Raw genomic sequence first — 12,476 nt, 5'->3', positions numbered from 1 at the left:
AGCGCATGACTGCCCGCCGATCGGTAAAGCGTCAAATCCGGCGTGGCCCGCTCCGTGCGGCCGCCGTTTTTGAACGGTGTACAAGAATTAGATCCGCTCCGTTCGGCCTGCAACGTTGAATTTGCACGCCGTACAATCTAGAAGGCCCGCCGGGTGCGGGCGCGCACGCCGATGGGAGGATGCGTGGCAAAGGTGGCGGGAAAGCGAAGCGCGAGGCGCGGCACGGGTCCGCGCGGCGAGCACGACCGGGAGGCGTTCCTCGCCCTCGTGACGGAGACCGCCGAAGGGCTCCTGCGCGCCGAGGGCCTGCGGGGCCTCGGGATGCGCCGGCTCGCGAGCGCGATCGGCTACGCGCCGAACTCGATCTACACTGCGGTCGGCGACCTCGACCAAGTGGTGCTGCGGGTCAATGCCCGCACCTTCGGGCGCCTGCGCGACACGCTGCTCGCGGCGACCCGGCCGGAGGTGTCGCCGCGCGAGAACGCGCTGGCGCTCGCCGACGCCTACCTCGCCTTCGTGGCCGCGGACCCGACGGTGTGGAGCCTCGTCTCGGAATACACGACCGCGCCCGGCGCCCCCTTTCCGGACTGGTACGCGGAGGCGCTCTCCGAGGCGATCCGCCCGGTCGACGCGGTCCTGGCGCCGCTGATCCCGGAGGCCGAGGAGCGGCGGCAGGCGGTGGCCGCCCTCTGGGCCGGCCTTCACGGCCTCGCCGCCCTCTCGACCTCGCGCAAGCTCGCCATGCTGACCGCGGAATCGCCGCGGGCGCTGGGGCAGATGCTGGTCAGGCGGTTCCTCGGGTAATCGGTCTTGAAGGGAGGGGTCATCCATGGCCAAGCAGTTTCCAAGGCTCGACGAACGCCTGCGCGATTTCATCGGCCGCCAGCACGTCTTCTTCACGGCCTCGGCCGCCGCGGGCACGCGGGTGAACGTGTCGCCGCGCAGCACGCGGGAGCTGCGCATCCTCGGCGACGACGCGGCGGCCTATCTCGACCTCACCGGCAGCGGCAACGAGACGGCGGCGCATCTCCTGGCCGACGGGCGACTGACCCTGATGCTCTGCGCCTTCGAGGGCCTGCCGATGATCCTGCGGCTCTACGGGCGCGGCACGGTGCTGGCGCGGGGCGGCGCGGATTACGCGCGCCTCCTCGACACGGCCTTCGGCGGCACGGAGCCCCCCGGCGCCCGCCAGATCGTGCACCTCGCCATCGACCTCGTGCAGACCTCCTGCGGCTACGCCGTGCCTCTCTTCGACTACCGCGAGGAGCGGGCAAACCTCGACCGCTGGGCCGCCGCGAAGGGCGAGGCGGGGCTCGACGCCTACCGGCGGGAGAAGAACGCCCGCAGCCTCGACGGCCTGCCGACCGGCCTGTTCGACGAGGCCTGAGACTCCCTCAAGGGACCTCCGCCTGAAGCTTCCGGTAGGCGCGGCCGTGCTCGCAATAACCCTCGACGATGCGGCTCATCATGGCGCGCTTCTCGGGGTCGAGCGCCCCGAGGATGCGGGCCGGGCGCCCGCCCCAGAGCTGGCCGCCCTCCAGCAGCTGGCCCGGGTCGGTGGTGGCGCCGGCCGCCAGCATCACGTCGTCGGCGATGACGGTGCCCGGCGCGATGGCGGCGCCGATGCCGATGAGGCTGCGAGCGCCGATCCGGCAATCGGCCATGCGCACGTTGTGGCCGATCGTGGTGTCGCGCCCGATCACGATGCCCTCGCCCCGGCTGCGCAGGACGCTGTTGTCCTGGATGTTGGTGTCGGCGCCCACCACGATCGGGCCGGCCTCCGCGCTCAACTCGCAGGAGAACAGCACGGTCGAGCCGGCGCCGAGAGCGATGCGGCCGCGCAGCCGCGCGGTGCGGGCGACGAACACGCTCTCCTCGACCTCCGGCGCGTCGGCCGGCGGCACGGGGGCGCTGTCGCCGCTGGCCTCGCGCAGGCGCTCGGCGCGCTCGGCGATCTCCTCGGGCGTGATCGGGCGTTGCGGCTTGGCGGGGCTGCCGGAATAGACGAAGCCGGCGGGCAGGTTCGCCCGGGGGAACACCGTCGAGCCCGCCTCGATCACCACGCCGCCCTCGACGGTGGCGCCGTCGAGGATGACGACGTCGTCCTCGATCACCACATCGGACCCGACCGCGCAGGCATGGACCACGGCGTTGCGCCCGACCGTCACCCGGTCGCCGACGCGGGTGCCGTGGGTGAAGGTGGCGATGTGAACGGTCGAGCGGTGGCCGAGCCAGAAGCGGTCGCCCAGCGTCACGGTTTGGCCGTCGGCGCGGATCACGGCGTCGTCCCCGAGCCAAGCCTGCGCGCCGAGGGTCGCGGCGCCGATCACCGTGCTGCCCCGCCCGCACCAGACGGGGCGGGAGGCGAATTGCGGCAGCACGCCGTCATGGGGCAGGATCAGGTCTGGCGTCACACGGGTCGTCCTTCGGATCGCGAACCGGCCGCGACTCGCTCAAGGCCCATAGGCGCACGCGCACGGCCACCGAGTCGAGCGTTTCCGCGCGCCGACCCGAGCGCGTCCGGCCAAGGCGCGTCCGGCCGAGAGCCCTGGCATCGCGGGGCGAGTTCTGCGACAGGCTCTTAGCGCCGTTCGCGCGGGGTGGCCACCCGAGCGCGGCGGCGCCCGCCCCGCATCGGGAGTTGCCGTGACCACGTCCCCCGTCAGCATCCAGGCCGAGCCCTTCGACGTCGCCGCCGAGATCGCCCGGCTGTCCGCGGAGACGGCGGGCCGTGCCGGCGCGGTCGTGACCTTCACCGGCCTGTGCCGCGACGAGGGCGGGCGCCTGACCGCCCTGGAACTGGAACATTATCCGGGCATGGCGGAGGCCGAGATCGCCCGCGTCGTCGAGGAGGCCCGCTCCCGCTGGCCGCTCGCCGGGGTGCGCGTCGTGCACCGGCACGGCCGCGTGGCGCCGGGTGACGGCATCGTGCTCGTGCTGACGGCCTCGGCCCATCGCACGGCTGCCTTCGAGGCCGCGAGCTACCTGATGGACTACCTCAAGACGCGCGCCCCGTTCTGGAAGCGCGAGCATCTCACGGACGGCAGCGTCGGCGGCTGGGTCGAGGCGACGGCGGCGGACGATCTCGCCGCCGGGCGCTGGGAAGGCTGAGGCCTCAGTAGAGGGCCGGCAGCTGCACGTTCGGGATCGGGAAGGGCCCGAGCATCAGCCGCCCGTCCGCGAGCCGCAACGGGGGCAGCGGCTTCAGCGCGGCGTCTCCCGCCGTCCCGCCCTCGGCCGGCGCATCCGGTCCGCGATCCTTGCGCCGGATCCCGCCGAGGAGCTGCCCGACGAGGTTGCCGATCAGGGCGCCCTTCTCCGCGCCCATGCGCTGGCCCATGATCTGGCCGACGATCGATTCGAGGCCCGCCGCCCGCAGGTCGAGCTGACCGGCCGGGCGATGCGCGTCGTCGATGTCGAGGGTGCCGCGGGCCTGGAGGCGGCGGTCGCCCTTGGCGAAGGACAGCATCGTCAGGTCGAGGCTGCCGTCGGCTTGGCGCCACGCTTCCAGTTCCTGCGGGACGGGGCCGGTGCGCAGCACCGTGGCCCGGTTCACGGTCGCGTCGAGGGAGAGGTCGGCCGGCGCCGCGCTGCCGACGAAGGCGTCGATCACCGGCAGCAGCACCTGCGCCGCGCGCAGGCTCACGTCGACGGCGCCGTCCGATTCGAAGCGGCCGGGCGTCGGCCGGGCGTGGAGCTCGAGGTGCTTCGTGGCGAAGTCGATCGGCTCCGGCCCGGCGCCGCGCACGCTGCCCTTCGGGTCGTCGACGACGAGGGAGGCGCGCACGAAGCCGTCCGATGCCCCGTGGAAGCTGCCTTCCAGCGCGGTCCAGGTCACGTCGGCGGTGAGGTCGCCCTGGTCGACGTGGAAGGGCCCCTGCGCCATCAGGAGCCCGTGCCGGGGCTGGTAGATCTGGACGAGGGCGGTGATCGGCCCGAGCGTGAAGCCGCCGTCGGAGCGGGCGAGCTTGAGGGAGGCGCAGCGCAGCTCGATCCGGAACGGATAGCCGCTGATGGAGCGGTCCGCGCAGGTCCAGGCGCGGCCGGCTGCCGCCTCGCGGGCGATCCAGGCGTCCATCTCCTTCGCGGCCCGGTCCCGGATGAAGACCCAGCCGGCGGACCAGAGGACGACGAGGGCGAGGAGAAGGCCGAAGGGCAGGAAGAGGCCGATCCGCGAGCGGGGCTTCGCGCGGACGGAGTGCTCGGCCCGCGATTCCGGATCACCCACCATCTCGTCCGCTCCCTGAACAGGTCCGCGGGCTCGACGCGGCCCGGCGGCGGGCGCGCAAGGGCTCGGTTGGCGTCCCTGCGGCCTCAGGCAGCGTCATGGTCGGTCCAACGGGGCGAAAGCATGGCAGCCGCCCCCGATCCCCCGACGAAGCGGCCGCCGCTCAGACGCGGGCAGGCGCGCCCACGTCGCTCTTGAGGTCGTCGACGATGGCGCTGCGCTCGTCCGCGCTGCCGGCCAGCCGGTGCACGTGCATCTCGTTGGCGCCATTCGTGCGCACGCGGGCGAGCCAGTTGCGGTGCAGGCGCTCGCGCGGGCTCTCGCCGGCGGCGGCCACGGCCACGAGTTCGGCGATGCCCGCCTCGTCGCGGCGCACCGCGATCACCACAGCCTCCCCCATCTCCTCGAGATCGGGCTCGCTCAGGTCGTGGACGCCGACCACGTAGCGCTTGCCGGAGCGGCCGCGCCACGCGCTCAGCGCCAGCGCCGGGGTACCGCGCAGGCTCGCCGTCGTTCTCAGACGCTCTTCGCGCACGTCCTGTCTCCGTGACCGATCGTCCTTGAGGTCGCGGAGCGCGGCCGACCAGGACAAAGCTCTCTTGTTCGCCATTTGTTCTACACTATCCCGCTCGATTCGCCCGCGTCAAGGACGCCGCTACCGTACCCGAAAGGTGGGTATTCGGAGGGTTATCCACAAGCGGAACCGGGGCTCCCGAGGCGTGATATCGCACCTCGGGAACGGGATTTCCGCGCGGCTCAGGCGCTGCTGCGGCTCCGCTCCGGCTTCGGCGGCGTCTCCGCGGACGGCACGGTCAGGCCGGCGGCGGCGAGGTCGGCGCGGCCGCTCGCGAGGAGCGCGTTCGAGGCGGTCTCGACGCGCGATTCCACCACCTCCAGGAAGGGCGCCCGGGCAAGCCCGTGCGGGATCGGCGGCAGGAACTCGATCACGGCGGTGCCGGGGCGGCGCTTGAGGCTGCGGCGCGGCCAGTAGAGCCCCGTATTGAGGGCGACGGGCAGGCAGGGCACGCCGAGCGCCACGTAGAGATGGGTCAGGCCGAGCTTGTAGGCCGGCGGCGCGCCGGGCGGGCGGCGGGTGCCCTCGGGGAAGATGATGAGCTGGCGCCCCTGCCGGATCGCGCCCAGAGCCGCCTCGTTCATCAGCGCCATGGCGCGGGTGCCCTTGGTGCGGTCGATCGCCACCATGCCGCTGCGGGACAGGTACCAGCCGATCAGGGGGATCCAGAGCAGCTCGCGCTTCAGGATGTAGGCGAAGTCGTCGAACATCGTGACGAGGGCGAGCGTCTCCAGTGCGGATTGGTGCTTGGCCGCGATCAGCACGGGCCCCTCGGGGATGTTGCCGAGGCCCCGGAACTCCACCCGCAAGCCCCCCACCACGCGCAGGAGCCACAGCGTCCCCCGCGCCCAGGTCTGCGCGAGCCGGATGACCGCCCGCTGCGAGACGAGGGTGGGCAGGCCACCGACCGCGAGCAGCGTGGTGAAGAGGTAGAAGCAGACGTTGAAGGCGAGCGAGCGCAGGGCGAGCATGGGCGACCGGAATCGTGCGCCGGGAGCGGCGCGGGCTCCCTTTAGCCTGCCCTGCGCGCCACCACCAACCGTCAGTACCCTTCCGCCAGGGTGCCGCGCTGGCGCGGGTCCGAGGCGCCGGCGAGCAGCCCGTCGACCCGCATCACCGAATTCGCCGAGCCGGAACTCGTCCCCACCTTCACCGTGTGGCCCCCGCTTCTCAGGATCGCCAGGGTGTCGGGGGAGAGCCCCTCCTCGGCGAGCAGCACGTCCGGTTGCCATTGGTGGTGGATGCGCGGCGCCGCCACGGCCTCGGCGAGGTTCATGCGGAAATCGAGCACGTTCACGATCACCTGCAGGACGGTGGTGATGATGCGGCTGCCTCCGGGACTGCCGGTGACGAGGAGGAGGCGCCCGTCCCTGAAGACGAAGGTCGGGGTCATTGAGGAGAGCGGCCGGGCGCCGGGCGCCACGGCGTTCGCCGCGCCGCCGACGAGGCCGTAGGCGTTGCGCGCCCCCGTCTTGGCGGAGAAATCGTCCATCTCGTTGTTGAGGATCACCCCGGTGCCCTCGGCGACGAGCCCGATCCCGTAGGAGAAATTGAGCGTGTAGGTGTTCGAGACGGCGTTGCCCTCCGCGTCGACCACCGAGAAATGCGTGGTCTCGGTATGCTCGAAGGGCAGCGGGTCGCCGGCCTTCACGGCGGCTGCGGGCCGCGCCCGCTCGGGGTCGATCGCGGCGCGAAGCGTGTCGGCGTAGGGCTTGGCGATGAGGCCCTTCACCGGCACCCGCGTGCGGGACGGATCGCCGAGCCAGGTGGCGCGGTCGGCGTAGGCCGGCTTCATCGCCTCGGCCAGCGTGTGGATCGCGGCGGCGCTGCCCGCCCCCATCCCGGCCAGGTCGAAACCCTCCAGCACGTTGAGGATCTCGATGAGATGGACCCCGCCCGAGCTCGGCGGCGGCATCGAGACGATGTCGTAGCCCCGGTAGGTGCCGCGCACGGGCCTGCGGGTCTCGGGCTTGTAGGCGGCGAGGTCGGCCTCCGTCATCACGCCGCCCGCCCCCTGCACGGCGGCGGCGATGCGGGCGGCGACCGGCCCGCGGTAGAAAGCGTCCGGCCCGCCCTCCGCGACGGCGCGGAGCGTGTCGGCGAGGTCGCGCTGGACGAGGGTCTCGCCGCGCTGGAGCGTCCGGTCGCCCGAGAAGAAGATCGCCCGGCTCGACGGCCATTGGCCGAGGAGGCCCGAGGCGCGGGGCAGCGAATCGGCGAGGCCCGCCTCGACCGGGATGCCCTCCCGGGCGAGCCTTTCCGCCGGGGCGATCAGGTCCGCGAGGCTGAGGCGGCCGGAGCCGTAGAGGCGATGCGCCTCGGCAAGCCCCCGCACCGTCCCCGGCACGCCGACCGCCTTGCCGGTGCGGGTCGAGGCCGCCCGGTCCGGCTCGCCGTCGGGGCCGAGGAACATGGTCTCGCTGGCGGCGGCGGGCGCCGTCTCCCGGTAGTCGATCGCCACGGTCTCTTTGCGGGCGGCGAGATGCACCATCATGAAGCCGCCGCCGCCGAGATTGCCCGCCCGCGGCAGGGTGACGGCGAGCGCGAAGCCCACCGCCACCGCGGCGTCGACGGCGTTGCCGCCCCGCCGAAGGATCTCGACGCCGACGCGGCTCGCCCGTTCCTCCTGCGAGGAGACCATGCCGTGGCTCGCCAGGACGGGCAGCAACCGCGCGTCGTCCGCCTGGATCGGAGCGGTCTCGGGCGCGGGCGGCCCCTGCGCGCCGGCGGGCGCCGAGACCGACAGGAGAAGGGCGAGAGCGAGGGAGCCGGTGCGGGTCATGGCGCTCCAGATAGGGCGCAAGCGTCGCGCTGGCCGCAAGGGCTATTCCCCCTGGCGCCGGGTGACGAGGGTGCGAGGGCGAGGCGGATTGCGTCAGGAAGCGGGTGTCGGCCGGCAGGCAGCCGCCGCACAGGTCGCTGACGCCGAAATCCTGGCCGAGATCCAGGCGAGCGGCGCGGCGAGCCCGGTCTGGCCGGGCCGGGCGGCGGAGCCGGCCAGCGTCCCTCCCGCAGGGGGCACGAGGCAGGCCGCAGCGGTGAGGGCACGGGCGATCGTCAGGGATCGACGCTTCGTCGGGTCTCCGGTCCCGGTCTTCTGTCGGTGCCGCCCTCCTCTGTCTGACGGCCGGGCTCCGAGCCCCCTCGCGCGGCCCCGTCGCCGCGGGGGGCCGGGGTCACGGCCTTGCGACCCTCTCCCCGGACCTATCGGGGATCCGTGGCGCGGGCCGCCACGAGCCAGTAGACGAGGCCCGCCGCGGCACCCGCGAGGAAGAGGATCGCGCTGAGGTGCCCCTCCGCCGCGAGCTGGCCCGCCGCGCCGCCCGGCCGCGGGGCGCCGCGCACCAGCCAGGGCAGGGAGGCGGTGAGCAGGCCGCAGGCGCCGCCGTACCAGACGAGGCTGCGCAGCCGCAGCGTCTCCCCGACGAGGGCGACGAGGCAAGGGGGCACGACGAGGAGCACGAACAGCGCCTGCGCGAGGCCGGCCAGCACGATCGGCAGCGTCTCGGGGGAAAGCCCCGCGGCGAGATCGGGCAGGAGCGCGTCGAGCCCGGCCAGCGCGCCGTCCGCGAGCCAGCCCTGGGCGGCCGGATCGAGGACGAGCAGGAGGGTCAGCGCCCCGGCGCCGGCGGGAATCGCCAGGAGGAGGCCGAGAGCCATGAGGACGAGACGGCCGAGGACGCGCATGACCCCGTCATAGCGCGTTTCGGACCGCCCCTCCTCAATCGCCCTCGGGGCGGAAGACGTAGCCGAGGCCGCGCACGGTGCGGATGAAGCGGGGGTTGGCCGGGTCGGGCTCGATCTTCTTGCGGATGCGGTTGATGCGCACGTCGATCGCCCGGTCGAAGGCGTCGGGATCGCGCGCGTCGGCGAGGTCGAGGAGCCGCTCGCGGGAGAGCGCCCGCTTCGGGTGGTCCGCGAAGGCCTTCAGGAGGTCGTATTCCGAGCGGGTCAGGGGCTGCTCGAGGCCGGCATCGTCGCTGAGGCGGAGGGAATCGGGCTCCAGCCACTTCGTGCCGAAACGGATCCGTCGCGTGGCCTCGGGTGCGGCCACGGGTGCCTCCGAACGGGGGGTCGCTTGCGCCCGCCGCAGCACGGAGCGGACCCGCGCCACGAGCTCGCGCAATTCGCAGGGCTTGGGGAGGTAATCGTCGGCGCCGAGTTCCAGGCCGACGACGCGGTCGATCGGGCTCGCCGTGGCGGTGAGCATGATGATCGGGATCGCGCTCCGCGCCTTGAGATCGCGCACGATCGAGAGCCCGTCCTCCTCCGGCATGTTGAGGTCGAGGACCACGAGGTCGGGCGTGCGTTCGGCGATGTGCGCGCGCAGCGCGCGTCCCCCGTCGCACAGGGTCACGTCGAACCCGTGCAGGCGCAGGTAGTCGCCGACCATCGCGCGGGCCTCGGCCTCGTCGTCGACGACGACGACGTGAGCGGCGCTGGCGCTCACCGGCCGCTCCGTCCCGGCTCGTTGGGAATCTGACGCATCACGCTCGCGGGCACGCGGATCGAGGGGTCTCGCTTCCAGGGGGCGGGCATCGGCGGATGCCCGGCGCCGTTACACGGCAAGATTGCATCATGCATCATGCGAGCCCCTCTGGCGATGCACGCCCCGTTCTGTCAACGACCGGTTTCGCCGCCGCCCGGCTCCGGTCAGAGCTGCCCGAAACCTGTCGAGGTCGGCCGGCCGGAGCCATCAAGCCTGAAGGCGGGTCCGATGCCACGGCGTCGACGCGTCATTCCACAGTCTTGATGAGGGCGGAATGGCTGGACGAGACGCCCGATCAACTGATGAGGCTTGCCGGAGGGGGGTCTCTTTTGTTTGTGCCCTCCCGCACCGAGCCGACCGCACAGGGGCCACAAAGGGCTTTCATCTCGGATCGGCTTGAGGACAATGCGGCCCATCGGCGCCGGATACGTGAAACCCGCGGTTGCGGCTTGGTCGGAACGGTACGATGGACGACGATATCCTCCACCTGATCCCGGACGAGGTGCCGTCCCTGCCCGAGCGGGCCGGGACCTGGGCCGTCGCGGTCGTCGACGACGACCCGGCGGTGCACGAGGGCACGCGCTACGCGCTCGCCGGCTACACGCTCGACGGGCGGGGGCTCGAGATCCTCTCCGCCCATTCCGCCGAGGAGGCGCGCGCGCTCCTGCGGGCGCGCCGCGACATCGCGGTGGTGCTCCTCGACGTGGTGATGGAGACGGACGACGCGGGCCTCGTCCTCGTCGACTTCATCCGCCGGGAATTGCGGGACGAGACCGCGCGGATCATCCTGCGCACCGGCCAGCCGGGGCAGGCGCCGGAGCGGCGCGTCATCGTCGATTACGACATCAACGACTACAAGGCGAAGACGGAGCTCACCGCCGACAAGCTCTTCACGAGCCTCACCGCGGCGCTGCGCGCCTACCAGCAGCTCAAGCGCCTCCACGAGACCCGGCGGGGCCTGGAGATCATCATCGACGCGGCCCCGATGCTCCTCGACCACAAGTCGATGCAGCTCCTCGCGGAGGGGATGCTGACCCAGGTCGCCTCGCTCCTCAACGTCGATTGCGCCGGCATCCTGGTGCTGCGCGAGAACGGGGAGACGGACGAGCGCTTCTGCGTGCTCGCCGGCTCCGGCTGCTACCATCACTACATGGGCCGCGAGCCGGCCTGGCCCCTCGACGCGGACGTGCACCCGATCGTCGCCCGCACCTTCGCCGAGCGCCGCCACAGCTTCGGGACCCGCTGCTCGACGCTCTACCTCGAGACCGCGAGCGGCAGCGAGATCGTCGCCCTGATCGATGCCGACCGTTCGCTCTCAGACACGGACCGGGCCTTGATCGACCTGTTCACGAGCCGGCTATCCATCGCCTTCGACAACGTGATCCTCTACGAGCAATTGCAGCGCGCGAATGTCGGGCTGGAGCAGCGCGTGGTCGAGCGCACGGCCGAGTTGATCCGGGCGAACCGCCGCCTCGGCATGCAGCGCTCGGACCTGCGCCGGGCGAACGGCCTCAAGACCGAGATCCTCGGCACCATCGCGCATGATCTCAAGAACCCGCTCGCGGTCATCCTCGGCCGCGCCGAGATGCTCAACGACCTCACCGGCATGAGCCCGCCGCCGGTGGAGCAGATGCGGGCGCAGGCCGACCACATCCGCAGCTCGGCCAAGCGCCTGACCGGCATGATCGAGAGCCTGATGGCGGATGCCATGAACGACGCCCTCGACATCACCCTGCGCCGGGAGCCCGTGGACCTCGCCGCCCTCGCCCGCGAGGTCTGCGAGGCGAACCGGCCCCTGGCCGACCTCAAGGACCAGGGCCTGGAGGCGGCACTTCCGGGCGAGACCTGGCTCTGCGGCGACACGGAGCGCCTGCGCGAGGCGATCGACAACCTCGTCTCGAACGCGATCAAGTACAGCTTCCCCGGCGGGGCGATCCGGGTCGCGGTCTGGCGGGACGCGGACGAGACGGTCTGCGCCGTCTCCGACCACGGGCCCGGCCTGTCGCCGGAGGATGCGGGGCGCCTGTTCGGCCGCTTCCAGCGCCTCTCGGCGAAGCCCACGGCGGGCGAGGGCTCGACGGGCCTCGGCCTCTCGATCGTGAAGCGCATCGCGGAATTGCACGGGGGCCGGGCCACGGCCGAGAGCGAGGGACCGGGCCGGGGCGCCACCTTCGCGATCCGCTTCCCCAACGCGGCCGTGGAACTGATCTGAGGGGCCGCGTACAGTCGCGGGCATGGCCTCCCCCGTCCCGCGGATCTTCGTCCTCACCGGCGCCGGCATCTCGGCGGAGAGCGGGCTCGGCACCTTCCGGGACCGGGGCGGCCTCTGGGCGCGCTTCGATCCGATGCGGCTGGCCACTCCCGAAGCCTTCGCGGCCGATCCCGACACGGTGCTCGACTTCTACAATTGGCGCCGCCGCAACGCGCTGGCGGCCGAGCCGAATCCGGCCCACCGGGCCCTCGCCCGGGCCCAGGCGCGCGCGGCGGAGGCGGGCGGACATCTGTTTCTCTGCACGCAGAACGTGGACGACCTGCACGAGCGCGGCGGCGCGGGCGCGGTCGTGCACATGCATGGCGAGCTTCTGAGGGCGCGCTGCACGGGTTGCGGCCACGCTTTCGGCCGCCGCGACGACATCCTGCGCGCGCAGCCCTGCCCCCATTGCGCGCGCACCGGCACCCTGCGGCCCGACATCGTCTGGTTCGGCGAGATGCCGATGCACCTGGAGGCGATCGACGCCGCCCTCACGCGCGCCGATCTCTTCGTCTCGATCGGCACCTCCGGCTCCGTCTACCCGGCCGCGGGCTACGCCGCGCAGGCGCGCACGCTCGGCATCCGCACCTGCGAACTGAACCTGGAGCCCTCCGACAACGCGGGCCTGTTCGACGAGACGTGCTACGGCCCGGCGAGCGAGGTCGTGCCCGCCTTCTTCGCCGGATACGGGCTCGGCTGAGGCGCGTCGGGGGCTCGGCAGGGGCTGTTTGCCGGGCTACGATCCGGCCCGGTCCTGCGCTCCCTCAGTACGGAGACGCGCCTGCAACTGCAGGACGCAACGCGGCCCAACGACTTACCGGATCGCTGCGGGTCCGGCCGCGACGGGAGAGCCTCCCGAATCACCAGGGGGGCGCGCGTCAAGATATGGACGCCCGGGTTGCCGAAGGGTTACAACAGTCAAGCTTGGTTGAGT

12 protein-coding genes are annotated in these 12,476 nt (G+C 72.6%); 5 read left to right on the top strand and 7 right to left on the bottom strand.

Features of this window, described 5'->3' with window-relative positions:
* Positions 1 to 183 precede the first annotated feature (183 nt).
* Positions 184 to 804 carry a TetR/AcrR family transcriptional regulator gene (locus E1J50_RS07095; RefSeq protein WP_245516463.1) on the top strand — a complete coding sequence of 207 codons (621 nt, stop codon included), beginning with the start codon at positions 184 to 186 and terminating at the stop codon, positions 802 to 804.
* A gap of 25 nt (positions 805 to 829) precedes the next feature.
* On the top strand, positions 830 to 1,387 hold the full coding sequence (locus E1J50_RS07090) for a pyridoxamine 5'-phosphate oxidase family protein (RefSeq protein ID WP_132251870.1): 558 nt from the start codon (positions 830 to 832) through the stop codon (positions 1,385 to 1,387).
* 7 nt (positions 1,388 to 1,394) lie between these two features.
* Here E1J50_RS07090 and E1J50_RS07085 read toward each other — a convergent pair whose 3' ends face one another.
* Complete coding sequence (locus E1J50_RS07085; RefSeq protein ID WP_132251867.1) at positions 1,395 to 2,414, bottom strand: gamma carbonic anhydrase family protein; 1,020 nt, start codon at positions 2,412 to 2,414, stop codon at positions 1,395 to 1,397.
* A 232-nt stretch (positions 2,415 to 2,646) separates the two neighbouring features.
* Here E1J50_RS07085 and E1J50_RS07080 point away from each other — a divergent pair, with 232 nt between their 5' ends.
* Entirely contained in the window at positions 2,647 to 3,111 is a 465-nt protein-coding gene (locus tag E1J50_RS07080) for a molybdenum cofactor biosynthesis protein MoaE (RefSeq protein ID WP_132251865.1), read from the top strand.
* Positions 3,112 to 3,115: 4 nt separating this feature from the next.
* Here the strand turns inward: E1J50_RS07080 and E1J50_RS07075 are convergent, their stop codons facing one another.
* The 6 genes from E1J50_RS07075 to E1J50_RS07050 form a co-directional block, all read right to left on the bottom strand.
* Positions 3,116 to 4,231 carry a DUF2125 domain-containing protein gene (locus E1J50_RS07075; RefSeq protein ID WP_132251862.1) on the bottom strand — a complete coding sequence of 372 codons (1,116 nt, stop codon included), beginning with the start codon at positions 4,229 to 4,231 and terminating at the stop codon, positions 3,116 to 3,118.
* 160 nt (positions 4,232 to 4,391) lie between these two features.
* Positions 4,392 to 4,838, bottom strand: a complete 447-nt coding sequence (locus tag E1J50_RS07070) for a hypothetical protein (RefSeq protein WP_132251859.1) — start codon at positions 4,836 to 4,838, stop codon at positions 4,392 to 4,394.
* Between the two features lie 146 nt (positions 4,839 to 4,984).
* Positions 4,985 to 5,773, bottom strand: a complete 789-nt coding sequence (locus E1J50_RS07065; RefSeq protein WP_132251856.1) for a lysophospholipid acyltransferase family protein — start codon at positions 5,771 to 5,773, stop codon at positions 4,985 to 4,987.
* A gap of 71 nt (positions 5,774 to 5,844) precedes the next feature.
* Positions 5,845 to 7,584, bottom strand: coding sequence for a gamma-glutamyltransferase (ggt, locus tag E1J50_RS07060; RefSeq protein ID WP_132251854.1), 1,740 nt, complete (start codon positions 7,582 to 7,584; stop codon positions 5,845 to 5,847).
* A 422-nt stretch (positions 7,585 to 8,006) separates the two neighbouring features.
* Complete coding sequence (locus tag E1J50_RS07055; protein WP_132251852.1) at positions 8,007 to 8,489, bottom strand: hypothetical protein; 483 nt, start codon at positions 8,487 to 8,489, stop codon at positions 8,007 to 8,009.
* 34 nt (positions 8,490 to 8,523) lie between these two features.
* Positions 8,524 to 9,252, bottom strand: a complete 729-nt coding sequence (locus E1J50_RS07050) for a response regulator (protein ID WP_132251850.1) — start codon at positions 9,250 to 9,252, stop codon at positions 8,524 to 8,526.
* 505 nt (positions 9,253 to 9,757) lie between these two features.
* On the opposite strand from E1J50_RS07050, the gene E1J50_RS07045 reads away from it, so the two are divergent.
* A complete protein-coding gene (locus E1J50_RS07045; RefSeq protein ID WP_132251848.1) occupies positions 9,758 to 11,503 on the top strand; it encodes an ATP-binding response regulator in 1,746 nt (581 codons plus the stop codon).
* 22 nt (positions 11,504 to 11,525) lie between these two features.
* Entirely contained in the window at positions 11,526 to 12,242 is a 717-nt protein-coding gene (locus E1J50_RS07040) for an SIR2 family NAD-dependent protein deacylase (protein ID WP_132251845.1), read from the top strand.
* The last annotated feature ends 234 nt before the right edge of the window (positions 12,243 to 12,476 follow it).

Origin of the sequence: Methylobacterium segetis, from assembly GCF_004348265.1 — a bacterium.
Lineage (GTDB): Bacteria > Pseudomonadota > Alphaproteobacteria > Rhizobiales > Beijerinckiaceae > Methylobacterium > Methylobacterium segetis.
Note: the sequence above shows the minus strand (reverse complement) of the source record. Positions and strands in the feature narration are given on the sequence as shown.

Coding starts and splice junctions, on each gene's coding strand:
- E1J50_RS07055 (WP_132251852.1), bottom strand. CDS start 8,489: ATGCGCGTCCTCGGCCGTCTCGTCCTCATGGCTCTCGGCCTCCTCCTG.
- E1J50_RS07075 (WP_132251862.1), bottom strand. CDS start 4,231: ATGGTGGGTGATCCGGAATCGCGGGCCGAGCACTCCGTCCGCGCGAAG.
- ggt (WP_132251854.1), bottom strand. CDS start 7,584: ATGACCCGCACCGGCTCCCTCGCTCTCGCCCTTCTCCTGTCGGTCTCG.
- E1J50_RS07040 (WP_132251845.1), top strand. CDS start 11,526: ATGGCCTCCCCCGTCCCGCGGATCTTCGTCCTCACCGGCGCCGGCATC.
- E1J50_RS07045 (WP_132251848.1), top strand. CDS start 9,758: ATGGACGACGATATCCTCCACCTGATCCCGGACGAGGTGCCGTCCCTG.
- E1J50_RS07065 (WP_132251856.1), bottom strand. CDS start 5,773: ATGCTCGCCCTGCGCTCGCTCGCCTTCAACGTCTGCTTCTACCTCTTC.
- E1J50_RS07090 (WP_132251870.1), top strand. CDS start 830: ATGGCCAAGCAGTTTCCAAGGCTCGACGAACGCCTGCGCGATTTCATC.
- E1J50_RS07070 (WP_132251859.1), bottom strand. CDS start 4,838: ATGGCGAACAAGAGAGCTTTGTCCTGGTCGGCCGCGCTCCGCGACCTC.